This window comes from Flavobacterium beibuense (assembly GCF_004151245.1).
In the GTDB taxonomy this organism is placed as follows: Bacteria; Bacteroidota; Bacteroidia; order Flavobacteriales; family Flavobacteriaceae; genus Flavobacterium; species Flavobacterium beibuense_A.
The window spans coordinates 175,409-192,151 of record NZ_JUIW01000010.1; the positions used below are offsets into that span (position 1 = coordinate 175,409).

Annotated in this window: 16 protein-coding genes; 11 read left to right on the top strand and 5 right to left on the bottom strand. The window is 39.4% G+C overall.

The genetic code is table 11. The annotated features are described in order from the left end of the window. The first annotated feature begins 109 nt into the window (after positions 1–109). From NU09_RS14595 to NU09_RS14625, 7 genes are all read left to right on the top strand, one after another. Entirely contained in the window at positions 110–643 is a 534-nt protein-coding gene (locus NU09_RS14595) for a YceD family protein (RefSeq protein WP_129752041.1), read from the top strand. A 9-nt stretch (positions 644–652) separates the two neighbouring features. Next, entirely contained in the window at positions 653–847 is a 195-nt protein-coding gene (gene rpmF / locus NU09_RS14600; protein WP_082482157.1) for a 50S ribosomal protein L32, read from the top strand. A 160-nt stretch (positions 848–1,007) separates the two neighbouring features. Next, the gene (locus tag NU09_RS14605; protein WP_129752042.1) at positions 1,008–2,006 is read left to right on the top strand and encodes a beta-ketoacyl-ACP synthase III; all 999 of its coding nucleotides are present in this window, start codon (positions 1,008–1,010) and stop codon (positions 2,004–2,006) included. Between the two features lie 26 nt (positions 2,007–2,032). After that, entirely contained in the window at positions 2,033–2,524 is a 492-nt protein-coding gene (gene accB, locus NU09_RS14610) for an acetyl-CoA carboxylase biotin carboxyl carrier protein (RefSeq protein WP_129752043.1), read from the top strand. Between the two features lie 88 nt (positions 2,525–2,612). Continuing rightward, positions 2,613–3,962, top strand: a complete 1,350-nt coding sequence (gene accC, locus NU09_RS14615) for an acetyl-CoA carboxylase biotin carboxylase subunit (protein ID WP_129752044.1) — start codon at positions 2,613–2,615, stop codon at positions 3,960–3,962. 119 nt (positions 3,963–4,081) lie between these two features. Then, the gene (locus tag NU09_RS14620; RefSeq protein WP_129752045.1) at positions 4,082–4,453 is read left to right on the top strand and encodes a hypothetical protein; all 372 of its coding nucleotides are present in this window, start codon (positions 4,082–4,084) and stop codon (positions 4,451–4,453) included. Positions 4,454–4,641: 188 nt separating this feature from the next. Continuing rightward, entirely contained in the window at positions 4,642–5,094 is a 453-nt protein-coding gene (locus NU09_RS14625) for a hypothetical protein (protein WP_129752046.1), read from the top strand. 58 nt (positions 5,095–5,152) lie between these two features. On the opposite strand, the gene NU09_RS14630 is transcribed toward NU09_RS14625, so the two are convergent. From NU09_RS14630 to NU09_RS14640, 3 genes are all read right to left on the bottom strand, one after another. After that, positions 5,153–6,736: an FMN-binding glutamate synthase family protein gene (locus tag NU09_RS14630; RefSeq protein ID WP_129752047.1), complete on the bottom strand. Its 1,584-nt coding sequence runs from the start codon at positions 6,734–6,736 to the stop codon at positions 5,153–5,155. Positions 6,737–6,894: 158 nt separating this feature from the next. Then, positions 6,895–8,097 (bottom strand): aminopeptidase C, encoded by a 1,203-nt coding sequence (locus NU09_RS14635; RefSeq protein ID WP_129752048.1) that lies wholly within the window; start codon positions 8,095–8,097, stop codon positions 6,895–6,897. Between the two features lie 60 nt (positions 8,098–8,157). Beyond that, the gene (locus NU09_RS14640; protein WP_129752049.1) at positions 8,158–10,056 is read right to left on the bottom strand and encodes a S9 family peptidase; all 1,899 of its coding nucleotides are present in this window, start codon (positions 10,054–10,056) and stop codon (positions 8,158–8,160) included. Between the two features lie 314 nt (positions 10,057–10,370). Here NU09_RS14640 and NU09_RS14645 point away from each other — a divergent pair, with 314 nt between their 5' ends. After that, a complete protein-coding gene (locus NU09_RS14645; protein WP_129752050.1) occupies positions 10,371–11,090 on the top strand; it encodes a DedA family protein in 720 nt (239 codons plus the stop codon). Positions 11,091–11,092: 2 nt separating this feature from the next. Further along, positions 11,093–12,205, top strand: a complete 1,113-nt coding sequence (locus NU09_RS14650) for an NAD(P)/FAD-dependent oxidoreductase (RefSeq protein ID WP_129752051.1) — start codon at positions 11,093–11,095, stop codon at positions 12,203–12,205. On the opposite strand, the gene NU09_RS14655 is transcribed toward NU09_RS14650, so the two are convergent. Continuing rightward, positions 12,174–12,704: a GNAT family N-acetyltransferase gene (locus tag NU09_RS14655; RefSeq protein ID WP_129752052.1), complete on the bottom strand. Its 531-nt coding sequence runs from the start codon at positions 12,702–12,704 to the stop codon at positions 12,174–12,176. The two genes, NU09_RS14650 and NU09_RS14655, sit on opposite strands and share 32 nt — an antisense overlap. A 117-nt stretch (positions 12,705–12,821) precedes the next feature. Between NU09_RS14655 and mtgA the strand changes: the two genes are divergently transcribed. Both mtgA and NU09_RS14665 read left to right on the top strand, forming a co-directional pair. After that, a complete protein-coding gene (gene mtgA, locus NU09_RS14660; RefSeq protein WP_129752053.1) occupies positions 12,822–13,523 on the top strand; it encodes a monofunctional biosynthetic peptidoglycan transglycosylase in 702 nt (233 codons plus the stop codon). Next, positions 13,513–14,460, top strand: a complete 948-nt coding sequence (locus NU09_RS14665) for a lipid A deacylase LpxR family protein (protein ID WP_129752054.1) — start codon at positions 13,513–13,515, stop codon at positions 14,458–14,460. Before mtgA ends, NU09_RS14665 begins: the two co-directional genes overlap by 11 nt. A gap of 128 nt (positions 14,461–14,588) precedes the next feature. On the opposite strand, the gene NU09_RS14670 is transcribed toward NU09_RS14665, so the two are convergent. Continuing rightward, entirely contained in the window at positions 14,589–16,682 is a 2,094-nt protein-coding gene (locus NU09_RS14670; RefSeq protein WP_242501886.1) for a prolyl oligopeptidase family serine peptidase, read from the bottom strand. Positions 16,683–16,743 lie beyond the last annotated feature (61 nt).

Consider the following 16,743-nt stretch of genomic DNA (forward strand, 5'->3'; position numbering starts at 1 on the left):
CAATAATTTTATATCTTTGCACGCTCAAAACTGTTGTGATGAAGTGAGTTGGGGTTGTGTAGATGGTATATAATCCGTAAATTCATGTGAAATCTAAAAATTGCTACACATGAAAGTGAATAAAGAATTTTTAATCCAGTTCGCCGGGTTAAAACAAGGGAAGCATCAGTTTGAATTTGAGATAGGAAAAGCGTTCTTTGATGACTTTAACTTTGAAGAGTTTAACGACGTAAATGTTAAAGTAAATTTAGTTCTGGAGAAAAAGAGCACAATGCTTGAGTTAACGTTTAAGCATAAAGGTACTGTAAATGTGCCGTGTGACCTTTCTAATGAAGATTTTGATTTACCTGTAAAAGGTAAGCTTAACCTCATAGTGAAATTTGGGGATGAGTATAATGATGAGAATGAAGAGATGCTGGTATTGCCACATGGTGAGTATCAGGTTGATGTAAGCCAGTACATTTATGAAATGATTGTGCTTTCGGTTCCTTCAAAACGAATTCATCCGGGAATTAAAGACGGTACGCTAAACGCCGAAATTTTAGACAAACTGAAGGAGCTTGCTCCCAAAGAAGAACATAAAAAAGAAGATAATACAGATCCCCGTTGGGATCAATTAAAAAAACTATTAACGGATAAATAATATAGTAAAATGGCACATCCTAAGAGAAAGACCTCGAAAACGAGAAGAGACAAGAGAAGGACACACTATAAGGCGTCTGTTCCTCAAATTGCTACATGTCCAGTAACCGGAGAAGCACATTTATACCACAGAGCATACTGGCATGAAGGTAAAATGTACTACAGAGGACAGGTAGTAATAGACAAGCAGGAAGCGGTTGCTTAATTGTTAAGATATAAGAGAAAAACTCTCACATAGTGAGAGTTTTTTTGTTAAACGCAATCTATTTGAAATTAAGGAGGATTATTACAAGCGATTTTATATTTTTTTTGTAATTTCCACCACTTTTTCAAATCCCGGATTTGAATAGAAATAATTTATCCTTATGAATAAAATAACAGCCGCCATTACAGCTGTAGGGGCTTATGTGCCAGATTTTGTCCTTTCTAACCAAGTTCTGGAAACTATGGTTGATACTAATGACGAATGGATTACCACCCGTACAGGTATTAAAGAAAGGCGTATACTTAAAGATAAAGATAAAGGGACTTCCTTTTTGGCTATAAAAGCAGCAGAAGACCTGCTGAAAAAATCAGGAACAAAACCGGAGGACATTGATATGGTTCTTGTTGCAACAGCAACTCCTGATATGCCTGTGGCTGCCACTGCGGTTTATGTGGCTTCACAAATAGGCGCTGTTAATGCCTTTGCATATGATTTGCAGGCAGCATGCTCCAGCTTTTTATACGGTATGTCTACCGCTGCAGCTTATATTCAAAGCGGCAGGTATAAAAAAGTACTTCTTATAGGGGCAGATAAAATGTCATCTATTATAGATTATACAGACAGGGCAACCTGTATTATATTTGGAGACGGTGCAGGTGCTGCATTGTTTGAACCAAATGAAGAAGGTCTTGGTTTGCAGGATGAATATTTAAGAAGCGACGGTATTGGTCGTGAATATCTTAAAATTGATGCGGGAGGGTCTTTACTTCCTCCGTCTGCAGAAACTGTGGCAAACAAACAGCATTATGTTTTTCAGGACGGTAAGACCGTGTTTAAGTATGCGGTATCTAACATGGCCGACGTAAGTGAAAAGATAATGCAACGCAATAATCTTTCTCACGATGATGTAGACTGGCTTATTGCCCACCAGGCAAATAAAAGAATTATTGATGCCACTGCATCAAGAATGAACCTGGATGAATCTAAAGTGCTGATTAATATCGAAAAATACGGTAATACAACATCAGCAACACTACCTTTGCTTTTAAACGATTTTGAACACCTTTTGAAGAAAGGCGATAACCTTGTTTTTGCTTCTTTTGGAGGAGGTTTTACATGGGGTTCAATTTATCTTAAATGGGCCTACGATAAAAAATAGAACAAACTAAACAAAATTCGGAAATTATGGATATTAGAGAAATTCAAAACCTAATTAAGTTTGTAGCAAAATCCGGTGCTACCGAAGTAAAATTAGAAATGGATGATTTTAAAATCACCATCAAAACTACAGAAGCAGGTGCAGAAGCAGCTACTACTTATGTACAGCACGTTCCTGTAGGACAACCGGCTCCTCAGGTAATGCATCAACCGGCGCCTGCCGCTACACCGGCTGCCGCTCCTGCTGCACCAGCTGCTGCTGCTGAAGACGATTCTAAATATATAACTATAAAATCGCCTATTATAGGTACTTTATACAGAAAACCTTCTCCGGACAAAGCTCCGTTTGTTGAGGTAGGAAGCACAATCTCTAAAGGAGATGTTGTTTGTGTTATCGAGGCTATGAAGTTATTCAACGAAATCGAATCTGAAGTTTCAGGTAAAATCGTTAAGGTGTTAGTTGACGATGCTTCACCTGTTGAGTTCGATCAGCCTTTATTCTTAGTTGATCCGTCATAAGGAATTTTAGATACTGATATACGAATGAGGAAGAAACTTCCTCATTTGCTTTATTTAAAATTTACAGTTCAATTTAAAATTTCAAACGATGTTTAAAAAAATATTAATTGCAAACAGGGGAGAGATTGCACTACGTGTAATAAGAACCTGCAGGGAGATGGGCATCAAGACCGTAGCAGTATATTCTACTGCTGATGCAGAAAGCCTTCACGTAAAATTTGCTGATGAAGCTGTATGTATAGGTCCTGCACCAAGCAATTTATCATATCTTAAAATGTCTAACATTATTGCTGCTGCAGAGATTACAAATGCAGATGCAATACATCCTGGGTACGGTTTCCTTTCAGAGAATGCAAAGTTCTCTAAAATATGCCAGGAGCACGGTATTAAGTTTATTGGTGCTTCTCCTGAGATGATTGAAAAAATGGGTGATAAAGCGACTGCAAAAGCTACCATGAAAGCTGCAGGCGTACCATGTGTGCCAGGTTCTGACGGACTTCTTGAGTCTTTTGAGCATGCTCAAAAACTTGCCAAAGAATTTGGTTATCCTGTAATGCTTAAAGCTACTGCCGGTGGTGGTGGTAAAGGTATGAGAGCTGTATGGAAAGCCGAAGACCTGCAAAAAGCATGGGAAAGTGCTAAGCAAGAGGCTGGTGCTGCTTTTGGTAACGACGGTATGTATATGGAAAAACTTATCGAAGAGCCAAGACACATCGAGATTCAGGTTGTAGGAGACTCTTTTGGTAAAGCATGTCACCTTTCAGAAAGAGACTGTTCAGTACAAAGACGTCACCAGAAACTTACAGAAGAAACTCCGTCTCCATTCATGACAGACGAGCTTCGTGAGGCTATGGGTACAGCGGCTGTTAAAGCGGCAGAATACATTCAGTATGAAGGTGCAGGTACAGTTGAGTTCCTTGTAGACAAGCACAGAAACTTCTACTTCATGGAGATGAATACCCGTATTCAGGTTGAGCACCCTATTACAGAGCAGGTTATTGATTATGACCTTATCCGTGAGCAGATACTAGTAGCTGCAGGTGTGCCTATTTCAGGTAAAAACTATCTTCCGCAACTTCACTCAATAGAATGTCGTATTAATGCAGAGGATCCCTATAATGATTTTAGACCGTCACCAGGTAAAATTACTACCCTGCACATGCCGGGAGGTCACGGTGTACGTTTAGATACTCATGTATACTCTGGTTATACAATTCCGCCTAACTACGATTCAATGATTGCTAAGCTTATAACAACTGCCCAAACAAGGGAAGAGGCTATAAACAAAATGAAGCGTGCTCTTGATGAGTTCGTTATTGAAGGTATTAAAACTACTATACCATTCCACAGACAACTGATGGATGAGCCGGATTATGTAGCGGGTAATTATACAACTAAATTCATGGAGAGTTTCAAAATGAATGAGCCTGCAAATTAATTTTGTAGTTAAATAATAAATAGGAAAAGGCCTGCATAATTGCAGGCCTTTTTTATGTGCTTTCATGTTGGTATCAATTTTTCTATATTAGAATGCATTAACTAAAAAATTAACCAACCATGACAAACAAATTCACACAAAGCTTAAGAAGCTTTATCACTACACTTGCGCTTTTTTTAGTGTTTACAGTTGCTGTAAATGCTCAGGATAAAGTACAGGAAGGTGCAGTAAAAGTAACTGCTCACATGAAGTCTCAACTTTCTTTAAATGACGGTCAATACACCAGGGTTTTGGCAATTAATAAGGACTACCTTCAAAAGGTGACCGATAACCCGGGAGCTACTACCGTTGAAAAGGCAAAAAAGAAAAAAGTATATGATGAAGAAAGGGATGAAAAACTGAAATCAGTTCTTAATGCGTCACAGTATAAAATTTATGTTGCAAACCGTTCTTCTAATGCCAGGGTGTATAAAGAAGTAACAGATTTGTAATTTTAACAAAACTTTAACATAGTTAAAAAATAGATACCTTTCATAGAAAGCCTATAAAAACGGGAGTCACGCGTAATCTACTATTTAGATTGGACTTTAACGTTATAAAAATCTTAAGATTTCATTAGGGTTTTTTGACCACAAGGTGTTACTTTTGTAAATGAAAGAGAAAAACTAATAAAAAACCTATGAAAAAGTTAGAAATGCCGCTGTTCAATAACAGCTGCGGCAAACTTTTTAATGACAAAATCGTTCTTGCCTCTGCACACAGGGAAGAGGAAATTGAATTTAAAGAGATCAAGAAAATTAAGTTTGGCTTTAACGTCAGCTTAAAGTCTGTTATGTGGGCACTAATGCCATCAAGTATTTTTGTTTTGCTTTACCTGCAACGCGCTATGCTTGACGGAGCCATGTTCATCTTACTTTCTTTTGTTGCTATTGGTATATCTGTTTTTTCTGTTGTAATGGCAGAGAAGAGTTATTATGTGCTGATAAAGCTAAGAGGAGGTCAAAATGTAAAGGTTAGGGTGTCTGTAGATAACAAGAAGGATGCTAAGAAATTTGCCGATATGGCTATTAAAAGGCTTAGCAGGGTTTCCGGATCAACAGGAGGCTTAAAAGTTGTAAAAGAAGCAGCTTAAGAATTAAAAAGCAATAGAAAGAAAAATCCCGAAGTGTCCAACTTCGGGATTTTTTTATTTAAAAGCGTTCTGCTGAGGCTTTTTTCCAAAAATGAAGGAATGCTGGCGGCACGGTTGATTCTTCTATCATACAGCCTTTATTTGGCTCAGGATAGGTCTCAAGGAATGTTTCGATCTTTGTCCTGTCGGTTCTCATACTTACAACACTTCTGTCTACTTCGTCAGGGTGTCTTAATCCGGCAGAAGCCATTAGTTCCATTGCACTTTTTACCGTTTCATGCTGAAAGCTTGCTACACGATGTTTCTTTTCCTGAGGTACAAGTCCCTTAACGAGTTCAGGGTCCTGTGTAGCGACTCCGGTAGGGCATGTGTTGGCATGGCATTCTAGAGCCTGAATACATCCCAGGGCAAACATCATTCCTCTGGCAGAATTACACAAGTCTGCGCCTGTCGCAAGCGTTTTAATGATGTCAAATCCACTAACAATCTTTCCGCTGCAAATAATCTTTATCTGGTCTTTTATGCCAAAACCTACAAGACAGTCATATACAAAAGCGAGTGCGTCACGAAGCGGCATCCCTACGTGATCTGAATATTCCTGAGGGGCAGCTCCTGTTCCTCCTTCACCACCGTCTACGGTAATAAAGTCGAGATAGGTTCCGGTTTCAACCATGGCTTTACAAATAGAAATAAACTCTGATTTGTTGCCAATACATATTTTAATGCCTACCGGTTTTCCTCCGGATCCTTTTCTGAGAAGCTTTACAAAGTCCATAAGTTCTAATGGAGTTGTAAATGCCGAGTGATAAGGAGGCGATACTATATCATGACCTTTACTAACGATGCGAATAGCGGCAATTTCGTCGGTAACCTTTTCTTTAGGTAATATTCCGCCATGTCCGGGTTTTGCGCCCTGAGAGAATTTTATCTCAATCATCTTTACCGAATCTAGCGCGGCTCTTTTGGCGTATTCGTCATAGTTGAATTTGCCTTCACCATCGCGACAGCTAAAATAGCCGGTACCTATGTTCCAAACTATGTCTCCACCTTCACTAAGGTGGTAAGGTGATAATCCTCCTTCGCCGGTATTATGGTAGAAGCCGCCTATTTTGGCACCGGCATTTAGTGCCAGTATTGCATTTTTACTTAATGAGCCATAGCTCATGGCGCTAATGTTGAAAAGACTTGCTGAATATGGTTTTTCACATTGCGAGGAACCAATAATTACCCTTGGGCTAAAGTTTATATCGGCAAAAGGGATGGCATTTATACTGTGGTTTATCCATTGGTAGCCTATATCATAAATATTAAGCTGGGTACCAAATGGCATGGTGTCAAGTTCCTTTTTACTACGCTGGTAAACCAAGCTTCGTTGCAGACGGTTAAAGGGTTTTCCGTCAAGATCTGTTTCGATAAAATACTGGCGCATTTCAGGTCCTATGGATTCCAATACATAACGTAGCCTTCCTAAAAGAGGGAAGTTACGTCTGATAGTCTTTTTAGACTGGTACATGTCGTAAAGCCCCATTAATATAAGCGGGAGAAAAATAAGTAACAGTAAAATGGATTTCCAGTTAATGTAGGTAAGTAATGCAATAATGGATAAGGAGGTAATTGTAAAAAGAATAAATACTCTTCTCATAAAATAGTATTTTTTAGCGTGTTTGAATGTGCTGTGATTATAAGTATAAAGATAGCGGTTTAACCCGCTCCTGCTACGGGAATGTGTAATTTGAACTTATTATAAACAAAAAGCCCGAAGCATTGCTTCGGGCTTAGTTATATCCTGTAATTAAGCAATTATTGCTTAATGTCTAATTTTTTAGCGATAGATGAAGGAACCCCTCCTTTGTGAAGAAGGATAGCAGTAGTTTTATACTTTACAAAGTTTTTAGTCATATACATATATCCTTTGTAGTCGTTTGTAGCACCCCAAGAGTTTTTGATGATGTAGTACTCTTTACCGTTTTGGTCTTTAGTGATACCAACAATGTGCATACCATGATCATCGGTAGTGTTGTAGTTGTCAAAAGCCGCCTGACGCAAATCTTCTGTGATTTCCATTTCAGGTTTAGGACCTTTAAATATCTCCTCTCTTTCCTGTGGAGTCATATCACTAAATTCTTTTGAAGGGATGTAAGCAACACCGTTTTTCCAGCTAAAACCTTTTTCACTAACGTCACCAGCCCAGGCTACAGAGTAACCTTTTTTAAGGGCATTGTCTATAATATCGGTAAGCTCGTTCATTTTTACATTGTAAACCTGATCAAGAGACCAGTTGTCCGGTACCATTAAAGTGAATTTAGTATAGTACGGGTGTTCTTTAAATGAAGAAATTTCCACATAATCATCGGCATTGATACCTATAACCTCTTTAGCAAAAGTTTGCGGAGTATATGTTTTTCCTTTGTATTTAAATGATTCAGGAACCTCACCAAGGTAAGAGTCGATAACTGCTGTGTAAGCCTTAATCCAGTTTGGTGTAAGTTCTCCATTAGGATTTTTAACGGCAGCTTCAAGAACACCTTGGGCCATAGTTTGCATTTCTGCAAATTTGTTGTTAGTAGTACCGTAGTTTAGTCCGGTATATTCGCTTTGTGGTAACGCACCGTATTTGCGGTACATGTTTATTACATCGTGCAGCGCACCACCATCACCAAGGGTAATAGCACCATGCATACGTACATAGTTTTTTCCTTTTTCAATATAAGCATTACGTGCAGTATATATTTGAGAAATCTCTACAGGCTCTTTGCCCATCCTTATCATTTCTGACTCAAGGAAAGAGTTTGCAGAGTAACTCCAGCACGTACCTGAAGACCCTTGGCTTTTTACCGGCGTATTTTCAATGTTTATTACTTCGGTAAACTGAAAAGAATCTTTACTGTTTTCACTTTGGTTGTTTTTTAACGAGTTAACCAGGTAATCCTGTGCAAACCCGGCATTCATACCTGCCAACAGCACTGTTGCTGCAAGAATTGGTTTAACTGAAAATTTATACATAAGTAGTAATTTGATTTTTATTTTTAAATAGTCGCTAAAATTATCTAAATGTTACGTTTTTTACAAGGTTTCTTTAAGCCATTTAAAAAATTCGCGTTGCCATACCATTCCGTTTTGTGGTTTTAGTACCCAGTGGTTTTCGTCAGGGAAAACTATAAAACGGCTTTTTATGCCTCTAAGCTGTGCTGCCTGGAAGGCTTCCTGTCCCTGCCCGATAGGTACCCTGAAATCTTTATCGCCCTGGAATATAAGGATAGGAGTATCCCATTTGTCTACATTGTTTATTGGATTAAACTGAGAGAATGTTTTTTGCGCTACGGCATTATCCTTTTCCCAGTAAGCTCCGCCGCCGTCCCAGTTGGTAAAGAAAACCTCTTCGGTAGTGCCATACATACTTTGAAGGTTAAATACACCATCATGAGCAATAAGGGTTTTAAAACGTTTGTTGTGGATACCTGCAAGATAGAATACAGAATATCCTCCGTAGCTGGCACCTACAGCCCCTAAACGGTTTTTGTCTACATAAGGTTCTTTAGCAACATCGTCTATAGCTGCAAGGTAATCGTTCATAACCTCACCACCCCAGTCTTTACTTATGGCTTCGTTCCATGCAACACCGTGGCCCGGCATACCTCTTCTGTTAGGGGCTACTATAACATAACCCTGTGCAGCCATAACCTGGAAGTTCCAACGGAAAGAATAGAATTGTGACAGGGCAGACTGTGGTCCTCCCTGGCAGTAAAGCAGGGTAGGATATTTTTTGTTTGCATCAAAGTTAGGAGGCAGTATTACCCATACCAGCATTTTTTTGCCATCGGCAGTGGTAACATATCTTTTCTCAGTTTTGCTTAAAGCTATTTTAGAATAAGCGGCATCGTTTACATGCGAAAGCTGTTTCCAGTCCTTTTTCTTCAGGTTGTAACTGTAAAGCTCGTTAGCATGGTTCATGTCAGATCTTGTAACTATGATATTGTTGTCTGAAAAACCGATGATGCTGTTTACGTCCCAGTAACCATCTGTAAGCTGGGTAACCCTTACGGCAATTCTAGTAAGTCCCGGGAAGTTAACTTCAAAAAGCTGTTTTGTTCCGTCTATAGGTGCAAGGAAATATACTTTCTTGCCGTCTGCACTCCATGTGAAAGAATCTACAGTCCCGTCCCAACCAGCAGTAAGATTGATATCTGCGCCTTTATGGCGAACGATGATGTCATTCTTATCCGCTTCATAACCGTCACGCTTCATTTGTAGCCATGTTAAATCTCCCTGAGGAGAAAATGCAGGCTGAGTGTCATATCCGGGATTGTTAGGTGTAAGGTTCTTAGTGGTTTTGGTGGCCATATCATACTCATACAAGTCAGTATTGGTACTTGTGGCATATGCTGTTCCTGCCTTTTTCTTAGAAACGTAAACAATGTTTCCGTTAGGGGTCCATGTATAATCCTCTTCACCTCCAAAAGGTTTTTGTGGTGAATCATAAGGCTCTCCTTTCATTATATCGGTAAAATTATCGGCATTGTCTACAGGGGAATAACCTACGTGATTGTGTTTTCCCTCGTTCCAGGTATCCCAGTGGCGATAGTCCAGTCCGTCATATATCTGTACGGTAGACTTATCCAGCTCGGGGTAATAATCTCCACCATTTACTTTTTCAACCTTAATTTCCTGGCTGCCTAAAACGTACTTTCCATCCGGTGATACATTACGGTCTTTGAGCAGGTTCTTATAATCTTCAATTTCCTTGCCCTCGCCTCCGTTAACCGGAATACTATAAAACTTAGAGTTGAATTTATTTTCGTCAACATCCGGGGTAGATACCTTGTAGATTATATTCTTTCCGTCTTTAGTAATACCTAAAGGGCTTATCCTGCCCAGTTTCCAAAGCAATTCTGGAGTCATGTGGTCTTGAGCCGTAGCGGTTAATCCCATAACACTTAAGGTTAAAATAAGTAGTTTTTTCATTGTTTTTTCTGTTAAGAGGCCCTAAAAGTAAGGATTTTATTTAATAGGGTAAATTTATAAAAAGGAGTAAATTTTTGTTAGAGTAGCAATAAAGCGGACGATGTATTGTTAAATCTTTGAAAAAAGCATAAAAGAACTGTTTAAAAACATTAAGAGAACGCAGGATTGAAAAAATATAGCTATTTTCACGGACTTAAAATGAACACCGCATATCAGGTATGATTATTGATGAAATCGTACGGGTTTTTGGTAAATGAAGGAGGCGCTTAAAAGCACAAAATTTTTACGGTAACGATTATAATTATTAAAGAAATATGGACAGTTTTCACTGGACACAGTTATTAAATCCTGAGTTTTATATTAACCTTGAAATTGGCGGAGTACCAGTAGGTATCTATGTGGTGCTTTTTATTGTTTTTGCCGAAACCGGCCTTTTTGCCGGATTCTTCCTTCCCGGCGACAGCCTTTTATTCCTTGCAGGGATTTACAGCGGGGAACTTATGGGTACCCTGTTTAATATAGAAAGCGACTTTTTAAATGTGGTTATCCTCGCGCTCCTTGTTGCGGGTGCCGGTATAGTGGGTAATACGTTTGGCTATTGGTTTGGTGCCAAGAGCGGAAATTACCTTTATAACAAAAAGGATACTTTTTGGTTCAAGAAGAAATACCTGTACCAGTCGCACGACTTTTTTGAAAAACACGGGGGCAGGGCTATTGTTTTTGCCCGTTTCCTTCCTATCATCAGGACATTTGCACCTATTATAGCAGGTATAGTAAAAATGGACCGTAAAAAGTTCATGGTTTATAATATAATAAGCTCCATATTATGGGCGTTTACGCTTATATTTTCAGGACACTACCTGTATGAGCTGTTCCTTGCAAAACTTAATATAGACCTTAAGTCTTATATAGAATATATAATACTAATAATTATTGCTGTTACAACAGTACCTCTTGTACTTAATGCACTTAAAGGTAAAAAGGTTACCGAAAAAGAAGCAGAAGAAGAGGCAGAAAAGCACGGCGACTTTTAATTATGAACCTTAGCTATTGGGAAATTAAAAACTGGTACACAGGTGTAGATTACACTGTGGTAGGTAGCGGCATAGTAGGATTGCATACCGCGCTTCGCCTTCGTGAACGTTTTCCTGACAGCAAGATTGTAATTTTAGAGCAGGGCCCCCTTCCGCAGGGCGCCAGTACAAAAAATGCCGGTTTTGCCTGCTTTGGCAGTATCTCTGAAATTATAGAAGACCTTAACAATCATACCGAAGAGGATGTTGTACATCTTATCCATAAACGATGGAACGGCCTTAAGCTTTTAAGGAGGCGTTTGGGCGATGGCGTTTTGGATTATAAACCGTACGGAGGATATGAACTTTTTCTTGAGGATAATACCGATGGTTATGAGGAATGCCTGCGCAAACTGCCGTTTATAAATGATGTGCTTCGCCCGTTATTTAAGAATGATGTTTTTGCAAAGGAGATAGACCGTTTTGACTTTAAAGGGATAAAGGAGTATCTTATCTTTAATCCGTTTGAGGGGCAAATTGATACCGGAAACATGATGCAGGCACTTTTAAAAATAGCTGCAGCAAGTAATATTCATATTCTTAACAGCCACGGCGTAACAGGATGGCATGAAAGGGCCGACCATGTTCAGGTTAATATCGGCGGTTTTTCTTTTAATACCAAAAAGCTGCTTTTTGCTACCAATGGTTTTGCTTCCGAACTTACCGATCATGCTGTAAAACCTGCGCGTGCTCAGGTGCTGATTACAGAGCCTATACAAAACCTTGATATTCGCGGAACTTTCCATATTGAGAAAGGTTATTACTATTTTAGGAATATTGAAAACCGCATTCTTTTTGGCGGGGCAAGAAACCTTGACTTTGAAGGTGAAACCACTACCGAGTTTGGGGAAACCGACCTGATACAAAACCGTCTGGAACAATTACTGAAAGAAGTCATATTACCAAATACAGACTTTACCATTGCCCATCGCTGGAGCGGTATTATGGGTATGGGTAGTCATAAAAAACCTATAGTGGAAAAGGTTTCAGAACACGTTTACTGCGGCGTAAGGCTTGGCGGGATGGGTGTGGCTATAGGAAGCCTTATTGGTGCTGAACTGGCTGATTTGGTTTAAGGCTTCTTTTTATCAGATAAATATATCCTTCATGGCCGTCAAAATCATAATCTTTTGTTCTTGTTAGGCCTATTTTTTCCAAAACTCTTATTGAGGAGCTGTTATTTTTCATTACTCTTCCTATAATAATTGGAATTCTAAATTTATTAAATCCTACTTCAATACATTTTTTAGCTGCTTCGGTGGCATATCCCATGTTCCAATAGTGTCTGAAAAAACGGAAACCAATATCGTATTCATTTTTATCTGAAGAATATTTTAATCCGCACCATCCTAAAAAAGCATTGTCATCTTTCCGGATTACGGCCCATCTGCCTAGTCCATATCTTTTATACTGGTCGTATTCTGCCAAAAATTGTTTCGCAGCTTCTAAATTTTCAAAAGGGATGTCTCCGGTATATTGTAAAACTTCGGTATCCTCATTTAATAAATAAAAATAGTATGCATCATTTACAGATAGCTCTCTTAGTATAAGTCTTTCAGTTATGAAGGGTTTCATGTTTACATAATAACAGTTTTAACAAATGTAAATATTTTACTAATCAATAGGATAAGCATATTGTCATTGCTAACTAATTTGTAATTTCGCTATATCAATCATCTTTACTATTGTTTTATGCTGCGAAAAATATTCCGCTTCCTTTTTAAATTATTCCTTTGGTTTGTTGCACTTTCGGTATTCTCTGTTTTGCTGTTCAGGTTTGTGCCTGTGCCGTGTACTCCGTTAATGGTTATTCGTGCTTTTGAGCAAAAAGCCGACGGAAAGGAAATGCATAGCAGCCACTACTGGGTATCTATAGACGAAATCTCAGTACACATGCAAAAGGCGGTAATTGCGAGTGAAGATGATACTTTCCTTACGCACAATGGCTTTAACTTTAAGGCGATGCAAAAGGCTTATGAAAGCAATAAGAAGGGAAAAAAAATAAAAGGCGGAAGTACCATTAGCCAGCAAACGGCAAAAAATGTTTTCTTATGGCAGGGTCGAAGCTATGTGCGTAAGGGGCTTGAGGCCTATTTTACAATGCTTATAGAGCTGCTTTGGAGCAAGGAGCGTATTATGGAAGTATACCTTAATAGTATTGAAATGGGCGACGGTGTGTATGGTGTTCAGGCAGCGGCACAGCACTGGTACCATAAGGATGCTAAAAACCTTACGGCTTATGAGGCTGCGGGTATAGCTGCGATACTACCTAATCCGCTTAAATACAAGGCTACAAATTCATCAGGATACATAAACAGGAGAAAAGGGAAGATTGTAAGGCTTATGCGTTATGTTCAACTTGATTATAACGCGGAAGCAAAGGATGAGAAATAAAAGGCTGCTATTACCGCTTCTTTTATGTTTTGGGTCTTTGTTTGCGCAAAAGCCCAAAGAAATTGGCCTTATATCCGATAACGACCTGTATACTTCCTTTAAACACGATCGCTACTACACAAACGGAATAGAATTTTTTTACCGTTACCTGGCCTATACCGGAGACGAAAAGGTCGCTAAGGTTATTGGCGAAGTAAAAGCGGGGCAGTACATGTACAATCCGCAGAGTGTAAAGGCTGAGGATATTAACGTGCATGACAGGCCATTTGCAGGTTATCTTTTTGCTCAGGCAGGTGCCAATGTTTTTTATAAAAGCGAAAGTGTATTGAAACTCAATTTTGAGTTGGGTATTGTAGGTAAAGAATCCCTTGCAGAAGCTTTTCAAAAAGGGCTGCACAATGTATTTAATTACCCTAAAGTGAGGGGTTGGGAATACCAGATACATACTACACTCGGGGTTCAGGTAGGGGCATTTTATTCCCATAAAGTGCTTGCTAAGCAATTGCATGAAAAGGTAGATCTGCATATTTTGGCAAAGGCTAAAGCAGGAACCATTTTTACGGGAATAACTGCCGGACCAATGATGCGTATCAGTTTTAAAAGACCACTAAAGCCGGTATATGATTCCACACTCTATGGCGCTACTTTAAGCGAGGGGAGTACATGCGGTGACCAAACCCGTGAGTTTTTTCTTTTTATAAGCCCTAAGGTAAATTACCAGATATATGATGCTACTATACAGGGTAGCCTGTTTAACGATGACAGCCCCGTAACGTTTCCGCTTATACCGTGGCGTTTTGAAGCCGAAACCGGAGTGATGTACCGCAAAAACAGCTGGAACCTTTCCTTCTCGTTCAACTATCAGGGGAAAGAGCTTACCAATAATGTTATACAGGGTTTTTACTACGGAAGGATAGGAGTAGGATATTTGTTATAAAAAAAGACCCTGCTAGAGCAAGGTCTTTTTTTATGTCACTTCGACGATAGGCGAAGTTTCTATTTTCAGTTTTACGAGATTTTTCGACTTCACTGCGTTTCGCTCAAAATGACAAAACGAAATTTTTTCTATTTACGCTTAGGTTCTGCTCCCATATTATAAAGGGCAAAAGCCTGAATGTCGGAATACTCTTCAATCATTTGTGTTATCGATTTTCCTGCCCCGTGTCCGGCATTAACACCAATGCGTATTAATACTGGATTCGGTCCTTTTTGTTTCGCCTGTAGCTGTGCTGCAAACTTAAAACTGTGTGCAGGAACCACTCGGTCGTCATGGTCGCCAGTTGTAATAAGTGTAGCAGGATACTGAACGCCTTCTTTTACATTGTGAACCGGAGAATAACCCTTTAGGTATTCAAACATTTCAGCACTGTCTTCTGTCGTTCCGTAATCATAAGCCCATCCCGCACCAGCGGTAAAGGTATGGTAACGCAACATGTCCAGTACACCTACTGCCGGTAAAGCTACCTTCATAAGGTCAGGGCGCTGTGTCATGGTAGCACCTACTAATAATCCTCCGTTAGAACCTCCGCTTATGGCTAGGTAATCCGATGAAGTATAGTTGTTGGCAATAAGGTATTCTGCAGCAGCAATAAAGTCATCAAACACGTTTTGTTTGTTTGTCTTGGTTCCTGCATCGTGCCATTCCTTGCCATATTCGCCACCACCTCTCAGGTTAGCCACAGCATAAATACCGCCGTTTTCCATCCATACGGCATTAGTAATGCTGAATGATGGCGTAAGGCTTATATTAAACCCTCCGTAACCGTATAGTATGGTTGGGTTGTGGCCGTTAAGTTCAAGGTCTTTTCTGTGGGTTATTATCATTGGTATTTTAGTTCCGTCTTTAGAAGTATAAAATACCTGTTTTGATACATAATCGTCGCTGTTAAAGTTTACTTTGGGTTTTTGGTAAACTTTAGATTCTCCTGTTGCAGGGCTGTATGAGTATATAGTGCCCGGAGTGATGTAGTTTGTGAATGAATAGTAAAGTATCTTTTCATCTTTTTTGCCACTGAATCCTCCGGCAGAACCAATACCAGGTAGCTCTACATTGCGCACAAGTTTTCCGTTATAGTCGTATTGCTCCACAACCGAAACTGCATCTTTCATGTACTCTGCAAAAATATATCCTGAACCTGTTGAAGGGCTTAATACATTCTTCGTTTCCGGAATAAGGTCTTTCCATTTGGAAGGTACAGGGTTAGAAGCGTCTGCTGTAACTATCCTGTTGTTAGGAGCATTGTAATTAGTAGCGATAATTAATCTTGTGCCCTCATTGTCTAAAATATGTGTGTCGGTATCAAAATTATCTATAATGGTTACTATAGGGCTGTTGGCTTTGGTAAGGTCTTTAATATAAAGTTCGTTACCTGATGTAGAGTTTGCTGCCGATATAACCAGATACTTTTGATCTTCGGTAACATTAGCACCCACATACCTTCTTTTTTGTTTGTCGCCAAAAATTACTTTATCGTCTTTTTGCGGTGTGCCCAGTTTGTGGTAATACAGTTTATGCTGATCGGTCTTTGCCGAAAGTTCGCTGCCTGTTGGCTTCTCATAGCTTGAATAATAAAATCCGTCGCTGTCTTTCCATGAAATGCCGCTAAACTTAACATCTACTAAAGTTTCGCCTACAAGTTTTTTGGTTTTTGTGTCCATTACAAAAACTTTTCTCCAGTCGCTTCCCCCTTCTGAAATGGAGTAGGCAGCCAAATCACCTTTTTTGGTAAAGCTAACGCCGCTAAGTGATGTGGTGCCGTCTTTAGAGAAAGTGTTAGGATCAAGAAAAACCTCTTCAGCGCCGGTTACATCCCTGCGGTATAGTACCGACTGGTTTTGTAAACCATCGTTTTTATAATAGTAAGTGTAATTGCCTTCCTTAAACGGAGCCGATATCCTTTCATAATTCCATAGCTGTTGCATACGGTTCTTTATCTCCTCCCTAAATGGTATCTGTTTCAGGTAGGCAAAAGTTACCTCATTTTCAGCTTTAACCCATTCTGCCGTTTCTGCAGAGCGGTCGTTTTCCAGCCAACGGTATGGGTCTTGCACTTTAGTGCCAAAATAATCGTCTGTCTGGTTTCCTTTTTTTGTTTCGGGATATTTAATCTCTCCGTTTTGTGTTTGTGCGTTCATGCTAAGACTGCAAGCCAAAGCCATGCCTAAAATCGTTTTATTCATTCTGGCTTAATTTGATTATACACAAAAATAAGGAAATAGG